Below are 15,876 nucleotides of genomic sequence, written 5' to 3'. Positions count from 1 at the left end.
CCGGCCATGCGTCCCTCCCCGGAAACAGGTCCGGTATGGTTCTATAGATTGCGTGCGATCACCATGCGCTGCACGTCGCTCGTTCCCTCGTAGATCTGGCAGATGCGCACATCGCGGTAGATGCGCTCGACCGGATAATCGGCCATGTAGCCATAACCGCCATGGATCTGGATGGCGTCGGAGCAGACGCGTTCGGCCATCTCCGAGGCAAAGAGCTTCGCCATCGAGGCCTCCGACAGGCAGGGCAGCTCCGCCTCTCTCAAGGCGGCGGCATGGAAGACGAGCTGGCGCGCCGCCTCGATCCGCACCGCCATATCGGCCAGGCGGAAGGCAACGGCTTGGTGCTCGAAAATCGGCTTGCCGAAGGCCGTTCGCTCCTTGGCGTAATCGCGCGCCGCCTCGAAAGCTGCCCGCGCCATGCCGACCGCCTGCGCGGCAATACCGATCCGCCCGCCCTCGAGATTGGCAAGCGCGATGCGATAGCCTTCGCCTTCCGCACCGAGCCTCAAATCGACGGGAATGCGCATGGCGTTGAAGGCGATCTGACACGTATCGGTGGAATGCAGCCCGAGCTTTTCCTCGACGCGGATCACCTCATAGCCCGGCGTTTCAGTCGGCACGATGAAGGCGGTGATGCCCTTCTTGCCGGCATCCGGATCGGTGACCGCAAAGACGATGATGACATTGCCGTTCTTTCCCGAGGTGATGAACTGCTTGGCGCCGTCAATGACGTAGTGGTCGCCATCACGCCGCGCCCGGGTCTTCAGGTTGGAGGCGTCAGACCCCGCCTGCGGCTCGGTCAGTGCGAAACCGCCGATCCATTCGCCGCTTGCCAGTTTCGGCAGGAAGCGCTGGCGCTGCTCCTCGGTGCCGAATTTCAGGATGGGCACGCAGCCGACGGAGGAGTGCACACTCATGATCGTCGAACAGGGTCCGTCGCCGGCGGCGATCTCCTCGAGTGCCGCGGCATAGGCGACCACACCGGTATCCGAACCGCCATAGGCCTCCGGCACCAGCATGCCGAGCAGTCCGAGTTCGCCCATCTCCTTCAATTCGTCGCGCGGGAAAAGATGCTCCCGGTCACGCTTGGCCGCTCCCGGCGCCAGCCGGTCGCGGGCAAAGTCGCGGGCGAGATCTGATATCTGCTGCTGAAGGTCGGAAAGGATCATGTGGCTGCCCTCCCCGCTAGTGCCGCTCGATGGCGACGGCCGTCGCCTCGCCGCCGCCGATGCAGAGCGCCGCCATGCCACGCTTGAGATCGTAGCGCTCCAGCGCCGAAAGCAGAGTCACCAGAATCCGGGCACCCGACGCGCCGATCGGATGGCCGAGCGCACAGGCGCCGCCATGCACGTTCACCTTCTCATGCGGCAGATCGAGATCGCGCATCGCCGCCATCGCGACGACGGCGAAAGCCTCGTTGATCTCGAAGAGGTCGACGTCGGAAAGCGCCAGGCCGGTGCGGTCGGAAAGTTTCTGCAGGGCGCCGATCGGGGCTGTGGCGAAAAGATTGGGCGCCTGTGAATGCGTGGCGTGGCCGATGATTGTGGCGAGCGGCGTCAGGCCGCGACGCTCGGCCTCGGAGCGGCGCATCAGCACCAGGGCTGCCGCGCCGTCGGAGATCGAGCTGGAATTGGCGGCGGTCACCGTGCCGCCCTCGCGGAAGGCGGGTTTCAGCGTCGGGATCTTGTCGAGCTTGGCCTTGCCCGGCTGTTCGTCGCGGCTCGCCACCTGCTCGGCTTTGCCCGATTTCACCGTGACCGGCACGATCTCGCTTTCGAAACTGCCCTCCGCGATCGCCTTCTGCGCCCGCGTCAGGGAGGCGATGGCGTAGTTGTCCTGCGCCTCGCGCGTGAACTGATAGGCCTCGGCGCAATCCTCCGCGAAGCTGCCCATCAAGCGCCCCTTGTCATAAGCATCCTCCAGCCCGTCGAGGAACATGTGATCCACGACACGCCCATGGCCGAGCCTGTAGCCGCCGCGGGCCCTGTCAAGGAGATAGGGCGCGTTGGTCATGCTTTCCATGCCGCCGGCGACGGCCACCGAGGCGCTGCCGGCGGCGATCAGGTCATGGGCCATCATCACCGCCTTCATGCCGGAGCCGCACATCTTGTTGACGGTGCTGGCGCCGGTCGAATACGGCAGACCGGCATGGATGGCCGCCTGACGCGCCGGCGCCTGCCCCTGCCCCGCCGGCAGCACGCAGCCGAAGACGACCTCCTCGATCGCCTCGGCCACGCCGCTGCGCTCAAGTGCCGCGCGGATCGCCGTTGCGCCAAGCTCGGGCGCTGCCGCCTCCTTCAACTCTCCCTGAAAGCTGCCGATCGGGGTGCGTGCCGCACCAACGATGACGATAGGGTCCTGCAATGTCATCTTTCCTCCTCGGGCGACGCTTAACGCGCGCCCATCCGCAATGCGCCGTCGAGGCGGATGACCTCGCCGTTCAGCATGCTGTTTTCAAAGATATGGCGCACCAGCCCGGCAAATTCCGCCGGCCGGCCGAGCCGCGGCGGAAAGGGCACGCTCTTGCCGAGCGCTTCCTGCACCTCCGCCGGCATATCAGCCATCATCGGCGTCTCGAAAATGCCGGGCGCAATCGACACGACGCGGATGCCGTGCCGGGCCAGTTCGCGGGCGATCGGCAAGGTCATCGCCGCCACCCCGCCCTTGGAGGCGGCATAGGCTGCCTGGCCGATCTGCCCGTCGAAGGCTGCGACCGAGGCCGTGTTGACGATGACGCCGCGTTCGCCTTCCGCATCCGGCTCCATGTCCCGGATTGCGGCTGCCGCAAGCCGGATCATATTGAACGTGCCGACGAGATTAATGCCGAGCGTGCGCGCAAAACTCTCCAGCCGGTGCGGCCCGTCGCGGCCGATCACCTTTTCGGCTGGCGCAACGCCGGCGCAATTCACCAATCCGCGCAAGCCCCCGAAGGCTTCCACTGCAGCGGCAACCAGCGCCGCTCCTTCCTCGCCATCGCTGACATCGGCCTTGACGAAGCGAACCTCGCTGCCGAATTCTCGGGCAATCGCTTCGCCCGCTCCCGCATTGAGATCAGCGATCGTCACGCGCCCGCCGGCTTCGACGAGCATGCGCGCTGTTGCGGCGCCGAGACCCGAGCCGCCGCCGGTGACGATGAAACTTGCTCCTGGGATCAGCATCAATCCTGTCCTCCCTGCCGGCACGCGCCCTCCTCCAGGCGCAACCGGCAGCAGCGATTCTATTCGCTCCACCTATTGCAAGCGATGACAGAACTGCTCCATAATTTCGGACAGTTTTGCCATAGTGAGGATTGGCATGGCCGAGATCGAGCGACGCATGATCGCGCCGGGTTTCGTCGAGGAGGCGCTCGACAGCCTGCGGCGGCTCGGCAAGCCGACCGCACCTATCCTCGCCCGCGTCGGGCTGCCTGCTATCATCGACCAGCCGGTTTCGGCGGAGACCTATGGCGCGCTGTGGCTGGCAATCGCTGCCGAACTCGACGACGAATTCTTCGGCATGGGCGCCCGCCCGATGCGCAGCGGCAGCTTCACTTTGCTTTGCCATTGCGTGCTGCACGCGCCGACGCTCGGTCACGCGCTGCGCCGGGCGCTGCGCTTCCTCGATGTCGTGCTCGACGATCCCCGAGGGCGGCTCGCCATCCGCGACGGCCTTGCCGAGATCGAGCTCAGGGATGCGGGCGGCCCGCGTTCGGCCTTCGCCTATCGAACCTACTGGATCATCCTGCACGGCATCATCTGCTGGCTGGTCGGCCGGCGCATTCCGATCCGCCTCGTCGATTTCCGCTGCGCCGAACCAAAGCAGGGGGCCGACTACCGGCTCTTCTTCGGCGCGCCAGTGCGCTTCTCCCAACCAATCAGCCGCCTCGGCTTCGACAGCGCCATGCTCGACCTGCCGATCTCCCGCAGCGAGCAGGCGCTGAAACAGTTCCTGCGCGGCGCACCCGCCAATATTCTGGTGCGCTACCGTTACGACGCCGGCATCGCAACTGCCGTCCGCCGGCGCTTGAACCAGGCCACGCCCAATGCCTGGACGAGTTTTGCAGCACTTGCCGCCGACATGCGCATGCCGCCCTCGACGCTCCGCCACCGCCTGCACGACGAAGGGCAAAGCTACGCCGCCATCAAGGACGATATCCGCCGTGACCTTGCCGTCGAACTGCTGCTGAACACCTCCAAGACCATCGGCGAGATCGCTGTACAACTCGGCTATTCCGAACCCAGCGCCTTCTTCCGCGCCTTCCGGAAATGGATGGGCAAGAGTCCAGAGGCTTTCCGGCGAGAGGAGTCGGGGGAACAAGGCCCCGGGCAGTAAGGCGAGATTCGCAGTTGGAATTCACGCTGCTATTTAGCGTTGGCCCTCCAACACACTGCTCAATGCCTGTGCTCAGGCGCAGCAAATGCCGGCTGAATGAGGTACCCGCTGTGGTGTGTCTCCTCGCTGGCGGCGAGTTGACAAGAACGCAACCACACTCTCCGTCATCCCAGGCCTTGAGCCTGGGATCCATGCGACTTCTGCTGATCGATGCGGCGTGGATGCTAGGCTCAAGGCCGAGTATGACGGAGGGTGGGGTGGGCAGGAGACACCATTCACAGCGCAGACGCGCGTTTCAGTGACATAGCTTCGAAAGCGAAGGCTTCGCCCGCACCAAAATCATGAGCACTTTGAACCTTTCGCAACCCGCGCTACATATTTTAGCGGGAGGAGTGCCATGTTTGATTTTTCGCTTGGCGAAACCGCGGATGCGATCCGCGACACGACGGCGCGGTTTGCCGCCGATCATATTGCTCCGCTGGCAGCGGAAATCGACGAAAGCAACACGTTTCCACGCCAGCTCTGGCCTCGGATGGGCGCGCTCGGCCTGCATGGGATCACCGTCGAGGAGGAATTCGGCGGCGCCGGTCTCGGTTATCTCGAGCATGTCGTCGCGATGGAGGAGGTGTCGCGCGCCTCGGCCTCCGTCGGCCTGAGCTATGGCGCCCATTCCAATCTTTGCGTCAACCAGATCCGCCGCTGGGCCTCGCCGGAACAGAAGCGCCGCCATCTGCCGAAGCTGATCTCCGGCGAGCATGTCGGCTCACTTGCCATGTCGGAGGCCGGCGCCGGCTCCGATGTCGTCTCGATGCGGTTGCGGGCCGAGCGCAAGGGCGACCGCTACATCCTGAACGGCACCAAATTCTGGATCACCAATGCGCCGCATGCCGAGGTGCTGGTCGTCTATGCCAAAACCGATCCCGCCGCCGGGCCGAAAGGCATTTCCGCCCTCATCATCGAGAAGGGCATGCCCGGCTTCAGCGTCTCCAAGAAGCTCTCCAAGCTTGGCATGCGCGGCAGCGATACGGCCGAGCTGGTCTTTGAGGATTGCGAGGTACCGGCCGAGGCGCTGATGGGCCGGGAAGGCGATGGCGTGAAGATCCTGATGTCCGGCCTCGACTATGAGCGCGCCGTGCTTGCCGGCGGCCCGCTCGGCATCATGCAGGCCTGCCTTGATGTCGTGCTGCCCTATGTGCGCGAACGCAAGCAGTTCGGCAAACCGATCGGCGATTTCCAGCTGATGCAGGCCAAGATTGCCGACATGTATGTCGCGCTGAATTCAGCGCGCGCCTATGTCTATTCCGTCGCCCGCGCCTGCGACGTCGGCCGCACGACCCGCACCGACGCGGCCGCCGCGATCCTTTTTGCCAGCGAGAACGCCGTGAAGGTGTCGCTGGAGGCCATCCAGGCTCTCGGCGGCGCCGGCTATACCAAGGAATGGCCGGTCGGGCGCTTTTTGCGCGACGCCAAGCTCTACGATATCGGCGCCGGCACCAACGAGATCCGCCGCTACCTGATCGGCCGGGAGCTCATTGCGTCATGACGGTGATATCGACCGCGATCGATCGGGACAGCGAGAACTTCAAAGCCAATGCCATCAAGAACAAGGCGCTGATCGACGAACTCAGCGAGCGTTCGGCGAAGGTGCGCGAGGGCGGGTCGCAATCGGCCCGTGAACGTCACACGAGCAAGGGCAAGCTCCTGCCCCGCGACCGCATCCAGCTGCTCATCGATGCCGGCAGTCCCTTTATGGAGATCGGCACGCTGGCGGCCAACGGCATGCATGGCGGCGAGGCGCCGGGCGCCGGCATCATATCCGGCATCGGCCGCGTCTGCGGCCGCGAGGTGATGATCGTCGCCAATGACGCGACGGTAAAGGGCGGCGCCTATTTCCCGATAACCGTGAAGAAACATCTGCGGGCGCAGGAAATTGCCATGCAGAACCGGCTGCCCTGCCTTTATCTGGTCGACAGCGGCGGCGCCAATCTGCCACATCAGGCCGAGGTCTTTCCCGACCGCGATCATTTCGGCGCAATCTTCTACAATCAGGCCCAGATGTCGGCCGAAGGCATTCCCCAGATCGCCTGCGTCATGGGAAGCTGCACCGCGGGCGGCGCCTATGTTCCCGCCATGTCCGACGAAACGGTGATCGTGCGCAATCAGGGCACGATCTTCCTCGCCGGCCCGCCGCTGGTCAAAGCCGCCACCGGCGAAATCATTTCGGCCGAAGAACTCGGCGGCGCCGAGACCCATGGCCGCCGATCGGGAGTCGTAGACCATGTCGCCGAAAACGACGAACATGCGCTGCTTCTGGTGCGCGATATCGTCGCCAGCCTCAACAGCGTGAAGTCGGTCGATATAGATATTCAGCCTCCGCGCCCGCCGAAACTCGATCCCGAAGATCTCTGCGGCCTCATTCCGGATGACGTGCGCTCGCCCTATGACGTGCGCGAGGTGATCGGCCGGATCGTCGACGGCTCGGAACTGCATGAGTTCAAGCCGCTCTACGGCACCACGCTCATCTGCGGCTTCGCCCGCATCTGGGGCATGCCCGTCGCCGTCATCGCCAATAACGGCGTGCTCTTTTCCGAAAGCGCGTTGAAGGGCGCGCATTTCATCGAGCTCGCCTGCCAGCGGCGCGTGCCGTTGCTTTTCCTGCAGAACATTTCCGGCTTCATGGTCGGCGGCCGGTACGAGGCCGGCGGCATCGCCAAGGATGGGGCGAAGCTGGTGACGGCGGTGGCAACCGCGACCGTGCCGAAAGTCACCGTCATCATCGGCGGCAGCTTCGGGGCCGGCAATTACGGCATGTGCGGCCGCGCCTACCGCCCGCGTTTCCTCTTCACCTGGCCGAACAGCCGCATCAGCGTCATGGGCGGCGAACAGGCGGCCTCGGTGCTCGCCACCATCCGCCGCGACGCGATGGAGGCGCGCGGAGAGGCGTGGCCGGCCAATGAGGAGGAGGCCTTCAAGGCGCCGATCCGCGCCGGCTATGAGGCGGAGGGCAATCCCTACTTTGCCACGGCCCGCCTCTGGGATGATGGCATCATCGACCCGCGCCAGACGCGCGATGTGCTGGGTCTTGCCTTTTCGGCCTGCCTGAATGCGCCGATTCCGAAAGGGCCGCGCTTCGGCCTGTTCAGGATGTGAGGCGCGGCATGATGGAAAGTCTTCTGATAGCCAACAGGGGCGAAATCGCCCGCCGCATCATCCGCACGGCGAAGATACTCGGCATCCGCACCATTGCCGTCTATTCGGAGGCCGATGCCGGCCTGCCCTTCGTCAGGGAAGCCGACGAGGCGATTGCCATCGGCCCGCCGCCGGCCCGCGAAAGCTATCTCTCCGAGGCACGCATCCTGGAGGCCGCCCGAAAGTCAAGCGCTGCCGCCATCCATCCCGGTTACGGGTTCCTGTCGGAAAATGCCGATTTTGCCGAAGCGGTTGAAAAGGCCGGCATGATGTGGGTCGGCGCGCCATCGGCCGCCATCCGCGCCATGGGGCTGAAGGACGCCGCCAAGCAATTGATGCAGGCGGCAGGCGTCCCGGTGACTCCGGGTTATCTCGGCCCGGACCAGAGCGAAAAGCGGCTGGCGGCCGAGGCCGATATCGTCGGCTACCCCGTGCTGATCAAGGCCGTCGCCGGCGGCGGCGGAAAGGGCATGCGCCGCATCGACCGGCCTGAGGATTTTGCCGAAGGTCTCGCCTCCTGCCGGCGCGAAGCGGCTGCCGCCTTCGGCGACGACCGCGTTCTGATCGAGCGCTATATCGCCAATCCGCGCCATATCGAAGTTCAGGTCTTCGCCGATAAGCTCGGAAATTGCGTTCATCTCTTCGAACGCGATTGCTCGTTGCAGCGCCGGCACCAGAAGGTCATCGAAGAGGCCCCCGCCCCCGGCCTTGATGCCGCCACCCGCGCGGCGATCTGCGAGGCGGCGGTCAAGGCCGCAAGAGCGGTAAACTATGTCGGCGCCGGCACCATCGAATTCATCGCCGACGCCTCCTCGGGCCTCAATCCCGACCGCATCTGGTTCATGGAGATGAACACGCGCCTGCAGGTGGAGCATCCCGTCACCGAGGCCATATCAGGCGAGGATCTGGTCCTCTGGCAGCTGAAGGTCGCAAGTGGCGAGCCGCTGCCGAAAAGCCAGGACGAGATCACCATGAACGGCTGGGCCTTCGAAGCCCGGCTCTACGCCGAAAATCCCGCCGCCGGCTACCTGCCCTCGACCGGCCGTCTCGACCATCTCAAACTGCCGCAGGCGGTTCGTGTCGACAGCGGGGTCGAACAGGGTGACGAGATCACCGCCTTCTACGATCCGATGATCGCCAAGATCATCGCGCATGGGCCGAATCGTGACGCGGCGCTTTCGAAGCTCGCCGCCGCCTGTGCCGGCATCGAGGTCTGGCCGGTCAAATCCAATGCCGGTCTTCTCGCCCGGATCGCCAATGATGCGGATTTTCGCGCCGCAAAGATCGATACCGGCTTTCTCGACCGCCACGGGCAAAGCCTCGTGGCCAGCGAGCCTGATGAAACCGTCGTTGACAGGGCGGCCACGGCACTTTCGAAGGACATGGATAGCGATCCCTGGTCTGCGCTGACCGGCTTCCGCATCGCCGGGCCAAGCGATAGCCGCGTGCGGGTGCGCATCGACGGTCATCTCCATTGGGGACGCGCACGCACCGACCTCGAAGCAAATGCCGTCGAGATGGACGAGACGACGGTGCTTTTCGATGCGGGCAATGCCTGGTCGATCGGCCTGCCTCACGCAGGCGAGGTCGAGGCGAATCACGGTGTGGCCGATGGCGCCATCCTGTCGCCCATGCCGGGCCTCGTCATTTCGGTAGAGGTCACGGAGGGCGATCGTGTCGCCAAGGGAGACCGCCTGCTGACGGTCGAAGCCATGAAGATGGAACATTCGCTGCGGGCGCCCTTCGACGGCATCGTCGGCAAATTGCAGGTTTCCCCCGGCGTCCGTGTTTCGGAAAACCAGCTGGTCGTCACTGTCATGAAGGGAGAGGAGTGATGGCCGGCCGCTATTTCGACGAATGGGCGGTCGGCGACCGCATCGCCCATGACATCCGCCGCACGGTCACCGAGACCGACAACCTGCTCTTTACGACGCTCTCCCACAATCCGCAGCCGCTGCATCTCGATGCCGAATATGCGGCCGGCACCGAGTTTGGCCGGATCGTCGTCAACGGCACCTTCACCTTTGCGCTGACAGTCGGCCTTTCGGTCGGCGACACCACGCTCGGCACGCTTGTCGCCAATCTCGGTTATGACAAGGTGACGATGCCGAAACCGGTCTTCATCGGCGATACGCTTCGGGTGGAAACGGAGGTGACGGAGCTGCGCCGCTCGAACTCCCGCCCCGATGCCGGCATCGTCATTTTCCGTCATGTAACGCTGAACCAGCGTGACGAGATCGTCTGCCAGTGCCTGCGTACCGCCATGCTGAAGGGGAAACCGTCATGAAGCTGCGCTCGCTGCTTTTCGTGCCCGGCGACCGGCCGGAACGTTTCGAAAAAGCGCTCACATGGGGCGCCGATGCCGTCATTCTCGATCTGGAAGATTCCGTCGCGCCTGCCAACAAGCCAAAGGCCCGCGACAGCGTCCACGAATTCGTGCAGCGCCATGCCGGCGAGACCAAGCTCCTCATCCGCATCAATCCCCTCGCCTCGCCGGAATGCGAGGACGACGTCGCCGCCCTGAGCGGTCTTCAGCCTTTCGCGCTGATGCTGCCGAAGGCCGAGGGCGCCGCTTCGGTGCGCAAGCTTGCAAGCTCGCTCGCGGCGGCTCTTCCCATCTTGCCGATCGCGACCGAAACGCCGGCGGCGATCTTCGAGATCGGCAGTTATCGCGATGTCTCGGACAAGCTCTGCGGCCTGACCTGGGGCGCCGAGGATCTGCCGGCTGCAATCGGGGCCGCGACCGCGCGCAGGACGGATGGCCGCTACACGCCGCCCTACGAGCTTGCCCGCTCGCTCACGCTCTTTGCAGCCCATGCCGCAGCCATTCCGGCAATCGATACCGTCTATCCCGATTTTCGCGATCTCAACGGTCTGCGAGCCTATGTCGGCCGCGCCCGGCGCGACGGTTTCTCCGGCATGATGGCCATCCATCCGAGCCAGGTGGAAACGATCAACCACGCCTTCACGCCGGATGCCTCCGAGATCGCCTGGGCGGATAAGGTCACCGCCGCCTTTGCCGCCCAGCCCGATGCGGGTGTCATCCAGGTGGACGGGCGCATGCTCGATTTGCCGCATCTGAAGCTCGCGACCCGCATTCTGGAGCGCGCCGGACGAGTAACATAAACATTTGAAAGCTGTTCTGACCTCATGATATCGAACGAAACCGCTCGCGCTTTTTCGTCATCATGACAATGGCTTCATCGATCCAAAATCGGGTAAAGCACCGCTCGCGTAGCCGACGGCCCCGAGCGAAGCGATGGCGATCCGGCCGTCGCGGATCGACAGGAGCGGTCCTCCATTATCCCGTTCGTAGAGATCGGGGTGGGCAGCGGCAAAACGCACCTTCTCCGCCTGCGGCGCGCCCCGCAGGCCGGCCACATAATGATGGCCATTGCGCTCGACATGGGAGAGGCCGAGCAGCGAAACCAGCGCCAGATCCTGTTGCACGGCAAGCCCGGCCTGGCAGGTCAGATCCTCGCCGGAGAGAAACAACCCCGGCACACCTGCCGTTTTGATACGGATCGCTTTCAGCAGCGAGCGGTAAATGCCCTTGCAGGTCTTCGAGGAGACGCCGGTATAACCAAGTGTCCGGGCAAGCGCGAAAGCGCCGTCACCATCGTCGCTCTCGTCGATCAGGAAGGGCAGATCCGCGGCCAGATTCCCGAGCGGTGTTTGCATGGTAATCGCGCGCGAGAACGGCTGTTCGACAAAGGCAATGGCCGCACGCAGCCGCGCCAGCCGCGGCATAGCCGCGATCCGCACCAGCAAGGCAGCAAGCTCGTCGACTGCCGTGAACTGTTCGTTGCCATCGATCGTCACCCGATAATCGGGCAAGCGGTCCAACACGGCGGCGATGCGCGCCAGCCGGTCGATATCGGCATCGACCGCTGCCGAAAGCTTGATCTTGAACCAGCGGTTGCCATAACGGGCCATCACTGCCTGGAGACTTTCCGGCAGACCATCGCCGACAGGATCGACGATCTCGTCCTCGGTAATGGGGTCGAGCAGTCCGATCGTATGCCGGGCCGAGATCGAGCTGGCAGGGCGAAGGCCGGCGAGCATCGTCGAGGCGGCATCCGCGTCGATATCGCCGGGCAGCATCGGGCCGCCGATGCCGACGAGATTGCGACGCACTGCATCGAAGAAGGAAATGCCGGCGAGGCGGCAATAGGCGTCGAGCGCCGCGCGGGCGATCAGCGAAGGACCGAAACCGGCGGCCAGCGGATTTCCAGGCAGGCGGCGGGCGGTCTCCATCTCGTTCAGGCGGGCAGCGGCGAACAATGTCGCCGGTGTGGACGCTTCGAGCGATGCGGTAGCAGCGGTACGGATAGAGCCGCGCAACTGATCGACATTCTGCGCCGGCGTCAGCGCCGGGTTTTTGTCGAACCATTTCGGCACCATCATTTCGGCGGCGGCGCCGATGGCGGTTTTCCCTTCCTCATCCTCGACGCGCACCCTGAGAAAGGCCTGCGGCGCCTTTTCCAGGGTTGCCGCGCCGAAGCGGAACGGCAGGCGCAGCCTGATATCGCGCTCGAAGGCGTCGATCTCGAGGATTCTGACACGCGGCGCCGTCACGGAACCTCCGATGCTTCTGTCCATGCTCACGCCATCCGCTCAAGCATGGCGCGCGATACTTCGTGCTGAAGCGGTTCACGGCGCAGCAGCCGGCCGATCTCGTCGACCATGGCCTGCCCTTGGGCGAAATGTGCCTCTTCGGTGTGGCCGGCGGCATGCGGCGAAATGGTGACATTGGCGAGCGCAGGGTCGCGGAACGGACTGTCCTGAGGCAGGGGCTCTTGATCGAAGACATCGAGAGCCGCCTCGATGCGGCCGGACCTGATCTCCGCAAGCAATGCCGCCTCGTCGACCAGCTCGGCCCGCGCCGTGTTGATGAACAGCGCGCCGGGGCGCAGCAGCGCCAGCTCGCGGGCGCCGATCATCCCACGCGTTTCGGGCAGGACTGGCGCATGCAGGGAAATTACATCGCTCTCGGCAAGCGCCTCGTCGAGCCCGGCTCTGACGACGCCGAGCGCTGCGGCCTCGCCGTCGTCGAGATAGGGATCGACGACCAGCACGCGGCAGCCGAATGGAACGAGCAGACGCATGACTGCCCGCCCGACATATCCGGCCCCGACGATGCCGACTGTTCTGGCGCCGAGCAATCTTTGCGGCACGGCGGCGCGGACGTCGAGCCATTCGCCCCCGTTACGCAATTCCTGATGCAGCCGATGAATGCCGCGCATGGTAAGCAGCGCTTCGGCGACGACGAACTCGGCAACCGAGGCGGCAATCTTCGAAGCGGCATGGCTGACGCGAAGGCCATCATTAAAAAGTCGGGTGGGTACGAAAGTGCGGATGCTGCCTGCGGAATGAGCCACGAGGACAAGTTGCGGATGGCGCTGGCGCAGGGCGGGATCGAAGGGCGGCGTACCCCATCCGGTGAGGCAAGCCGTGGCGTCCTGCAGCAGCCGGTCGACATCGGCAGCGTCGATCGTGGCGCCGGCCGGCCAGCGCACCTCGCCGAGGCCGTTCAACCGGGCGGTCGCCGCATCGTCCAGCATCATACGGCGGGTCTTTTCGGTCAACAGGACGGCGATGATGGGAGCCTGTTTGCTCATGGTTCTACTCTTTCGCTGCGGCGACGAGGCGCCTGAGATGGGCAAGATCGGCGCGGGCCTTGGCGAGCGCCTGGTCGCGGGGGAGCTGGTATTGCGAATGCATCGAGAGCACGCCGGCAAATCCGGTGGCGATGAGATGCGGGACGATGTCGTTCCAGGGCACCATGCCTTCGTCGAGCCCATACCAGTCCGAATGCCATCTACGCTGGCCATCGGCGCCGTAGGCGCCGGGAAACCAGCCGCAATTCTTGACGCCCATGCAGCAGAACCAGGGTTCGAGAAGGTCGAGGGTCAGACGCCAGTCCTCGCTGCCCTCACGAATGAGCTGGTTGGCCGGATCGGGATAAGCGCCGAACCTGACCGGATCGCGCCCGGCCAGCAGTTGCGCCGCCAGCGCGCCCGAGGCGTGCAGGGTCCCGCCGTGAAGCTGGACGGCGAGCCTGATGGCGAATTTTTCGGCCAGGCGTTCGAAGCCATCGAGGTCGCGCCGCGCTTCGTCGAGCTGCACCTGCCAACGCCGCAACGGATCATACCGCCAGAAGCCGAGCCGAACCTGCCCGATGCCGGCCTCGCCGCAATGATGGAGCAGCCGGGACGCGGCATCGTCCGGCTGCGTGGCGTCGATGGTCGCCATCGGGATGCGCAGGCCGGCCGCAGCAAAAAGCTTGACCGCCTTGACGATTTCCTCCGGCCGGTCGGGCGAGACGGCGTGGCCCTCGCGAATAAGAAGATCGGCGCAATCAAAGCCCAGCCCCGCCGTGATCTCCGCCGCCTTCTCCAGCGGCAGGCCTTCCAGGGTCTTGGTGAAATAGGCGATATGCATCGTTTCATTGCTCATCGACGAAAAACACAAAGCTCGCTGTGGCGGCCGAATGCATCGCGGGCGCGCACCGCGTATTGCGCACCCGCTGGCGGCGACATGTGCAGGAATGCCGTCGAGATCAGCGGCGCAGGGCTGACCTTTTCAAAGGTCTCGCCATCCCTGCTGGTGAGGACATCGTAGAAGATGGCGGGGCTGCTATCGCCGGCTGCCCAGAACAGCATGCGCTCCTCCCGGCCGCCGAGACCACGGTAGCGTTCGACGGTAAGGCCGGTGGGTGCGGCCGGCCGCGCGCCGGTGTCGGGAACGACGAGCACCTGCGTCAGCGACGGCAAAAGTACATCGAGATCGACGCTGATCCGCCCCTCGTCGCATTCGACGACGCTGATCGGGTGTAGCAAGGCAGGCTCCTGGGCGCGGCGCAGTTCGGCAAACTGCGCTTCGTCAGGTTCGGGCGGCGCGCCGACCGGCTCGAAGGGTCCGCGCGGATTGCTTTCGTCGCGCTGGGCCTCCCAGACTTCCATCGGATTGGTGAATTCCTCGTCGATGCGCAGCAGGCACAGCGCGTGGCGGCCGAGAGCAAGCCCGCCGACCTCCAGGCGCACGGCGGTCCGGCCCGAACGGTTGATGGCATCGACGCTGTGGATGAGGCTGATCGAAACACCGCCCCCCGTCAGCCGCGTCGGCAGGATCGCCAATCCATCCTGGTCGGGGGTCAGCGGCGGCTCGGCCGTTACCTTGCAGACGGTGTCGCCGAGCGTCGCCAACAGTTCCATCGACGTGAGACCGGGCTTCTTGATGATGTCGAATGGTGGCGCCGTGTCGATGTCGGTCACCAGCCGATCCAGATCGGTCTTGTGCTCCCACTGCGCCCTGGTGAAATTGCGCGAACCGAAATAGGCAAAGATCGTGCGCTGGCTCCAGCCGCCGATAAAGGCGTGGTCATTGCTGAGGAAGGTGAAATTCGCCGCTTTCGGGGCGATGATGCGCCGGTCGTGCTGTTCGATGATGCGGGCAATGATGCCGGCATAATAGGCCTTGCCGTGCCAGCTGTGATGATCGCTCCAGCCGAGCTGCGGGTCGCATTCGTCATTGATGATCGGCAGGCCGGCAAGGCGCGGATGGTGCTCCTTGAGATAGTCGACGACGAGCAGCGTGCGGTCGACGATGGCATGGGTTTTCGGGGTCAGGTCGTCCTTGCTGCCATTGACGCCCTTCTCGTGGATCGAGATGTAGTCGAGGCGCGGCGGGCCGCCGCCGGTCAGGCAGCTGGCGCCGCTGTCGCAATGGGCCATCAGGGCGCGAAAGATCGGCGATAGCGTGCGGGCGGTACCTGGGCCACCCATCGGCAGGCTGGGATCGACCGCATCGAGCCCCGCGACGCAGGCATCGTAATAGTTGGTGTAGCCCTTGATCCCATAGGTCCACCAGCCGGAATCGGCCTCGTTCGTCGTTTCGAAGTACCAGGTGCGCAATTCGTCCATGCCGTAGCGCGCGCCGTAGCGATTCGCCGTCGCCGTCACCAGATCCCGCCAGCGCCTGACCTGATCCATGTCCTCATAGTCGGTGAAGAGGTCCGAGGGATTGCCCATCAGCTCGAAGAACGGCTTCAGGCGGTGTTCGATCATCACGTCGAGCGCACGGTCGAGCAGGGACCAGTCATAACCCGCGCCGCCGGTCGAGCGCAGCAGATTGTAGAGATAATGGACGCGCAGATAGCGGATGCCCTCATTCGGCAGGCCGCCGATATAGGCGAGCATCTGGCGCATCTCGGGTTCGAGCAGCAGCTCGGCCGGCGAAAAACCGGTGCCGCGCCAGAACCGGTTGAACGGGCGCACGGCCTGGCTGGCATCAACGTTTATTCGCGTACGTTCACGCATGGATCGTCTCTCCTAGGACGGAAATCTGGCGGTGACGGCTGCCGACACAGGCGGC

At 64.8% G+C, this 15,876-nt stretch carries 13 protein-coding genes; 6 read left to right on the top strand and 7 right to left on the bottom strand.

Features of this window, described 5'->3' with window-relative positions:
• Nucleotides 1-41: 41 nt before the first annotated feature.
• The 3 genes from K6M89_RS18710 to K6M89_RS18700 are packed head-to-tail and all read right to left on the bottom strand — an operon-like array spanning nt 42 to nt 3,158.
• Nucleotides 42-1,169 (bottom strand): acyl-CoA dehydrogenase family protein, encoded by a 1,128-nt coding sequence (locus tag K6M89_RS18710; protein WP_222140484.1) that lies wholly within the window; start codon nt 1,167-1,169, stop codon nt 42-44.
• Between the two features lie 16 nt (nt 1,170-1,185).
• Nucleotides 1,186-2,370, bottom strand: a complete 1,185-nt coding sequence (locus K6M89_RS18705) for an acetyl-CoA C-acyltransferase (RefSeq protein ID WP_222140483.1) — start codon at nt 2,368-2,370, stop codon at nt 1,186-1,188.
• Nucleotides 2,371-2,390: 20 nt separating this feature from the next.
• A complete protein-coding gene (locus tag K6M89_RS18700) occupies nt 2,391-3,158 on the bottom strand; it encodes a 3-hydroxyacyl-CoA dehydrogenase (RefSeq protein ID WP_222140482.1) in 768 nt (255 codons plus the stop codon).
• A gap of 136 nt (nt 3,159-3,294) precedes the next feature.
• Between K6M89_RS18700 and K6M89_RS18695 the strand changes: the two genes are divergently transcribed.
• The 6 genes from K6M89_RS18695 to K6M89_RS18670 all read left to right on the top strand — a co-directional run bounded on the left by K6M89_RS18695 (nt 3,295) and on the right by K6M89_RS18670 (nt 10,626).
• Nucleotides 3,295-4,311, top strand: coding sequence for an AraC family transcriptional regulator (locus K6M89_RS18695; RefSeq protein WP_222140481.1), 1,017 nt, complete (start codon nt 3,295-3,297; stop codon nt 4,309-4,311).
• Nucleotides 4,312-4,708: 397 nt separating this feature from the next.
• Complete coding sequence (locus K6M89_RS18690) at nt 4,709-5,854, top strand: isovaleryl-CoA dehydrogenase (protein ID WP_222140480.1); 1,146 nt, start codon at nt 4,709-4,711, stop codon at nt 5,852-5,854.
• Nucleotides 5,851-7,461 carry a carboxyl transferase domain-containing protein gene (locus K6M89_RS18685; protein ID WP_222140479.1) on the top strand — a complete coding sequence of 537 codons (1,611 nt, stop codon included), beginning with the start codon at nt 5,851-5,853 and terminating at the stop codon, nt 7,459-7,461. Before K6M89_RS18690 ends, K6M89_RS18685 begins: the two co-directional genes overlap by 4 nt.
• An 8-nt stretch (nt 7,462-7,469) precedes the next feature.
• The gene (locus K6M89_RS18680; RefSeq protein ID WP_222140478.1) at nt 7,470-9,335 is read left to right on the top strand and encodes an acetyl/propionyl/methylcrotonyl-CoA carboxylase subunit alpha; all 1,866 of its coding nucleotides are present in this window, start codon (nt 7,470-7,472) and stop codon (nt 9,333-9,335) included.
• The gene (locus K6M89_RS18675; protein WP_222140477.1) at nt 9,335-9,787 is read left to right on the top strand and encodes a MaoC family dehydratase; all 453 of its coding nucleotides are present in this window, start codon (nt 9,335-9,337) and stop codon (nt 9,785-9,787) included. The genes K6M89_RS18680 and K6M89_RS18675 overlap by 1 nt, the downstream gene beginning before the upstream one ends.
• On the top strand, nt 9,784-10,626 hold the full coding sequence (locus tag K6M89_RS18670; RefSeq protein ID WP_222140476.1) for an HpcH/HpaI aldolase/citrate lyase family protein: 843 nt from the start codon (nt 9,784-9,786) through the stop codon (nt 10,624-10,626). The genes K6M89_RS18675 and K6M89_RS18670 overlap by 4 nt, the downstream gene beginning before the upstream one ends.
• A 60-nt stretch (nt 10,627-10,686) precedes the next feature.
• On the opposite strand, the gene K6M89_RS18665 is transcribed toward K6M89_RS18670, so the two are convergent.
• Genes K6M89_RS18665 through K6M89_RS18650 form a run of 4 tightly spaced genes read right to left on the bottom strand, consistent with a single transcriptional unit; the run spans nt 10,687 to nt 15,821 of the window.
• Nucleotides 10,687-12,108 carry an enolase-like domain-containing protein gene (locus K6M89_RS18665; RefSeq protein WP_222140475.1) on the bottom strand — a complete coding sequence of 474 codons (1,422 nt, stop codon included), beginning with the start codon at nt 12,106-12,108 and terminating at the stop codon, nt 10,687-10,689.
• Nucleotides 12,105-13,121, bottom strand: coding sequence for a hydroxyacid dehydrogenase (locus K6M89_RS18660; RefSeq protein ID WP_222140474.1), 1,017 nt, complete (start codon nt 13,119-13,121; stop codon nt 12,105-12,107). The genes K6M89_RS18665 and K6M89_RS18660 overlap by 4 nt, the downstream gene beginning before the upstream one ends.
• A 4-nt stretch (nt 13,122-13,125) precedes the next feature.
• Nucleotides 13,126-13,944, bottom strand: a complete 819-nt coding sequence (locus tag K6M89_RS18655) for a sugar phosphate isomerase/epimerase family protein (RefSeq protein WP_222140575.1) — start codon at nt 13,942-13,944, stop codon at nt 13,126-13,128.
• Between the two features lie 11 nt (nt 13,945-13,955).
• On the bottom strand, nt 13,956-15,821 hold the full coding sequence (locus K6M89_RS18650) for a GH39 family glycosyl hydrolase (protein WP_222140473.1): 1,866 nt from the start codon (nt 15,819-15,821) through the stop codon (nt 13,956-13,958).
• Nucleotides 15,822-15,876 lie beyond the last annotated feature (55 nt).

The sequence above is a fragment of the Rhizobium croatiense genome (assembly GCF_019793465.1).
In the GTDB taxonomy this organism is placed as follows: domain Bacteria; phylum Pseudomonadota; class Alphaproteobacteria; order Rhizobiales; family Rhizobiaceae; genus Rhizobium; species Rhizobium croatiense.
The sequence above is the reverse complement of the archived record's forward strand: the minus strand, read 5'-3'. Positions and strand labels throughout refer to the sequence as shown.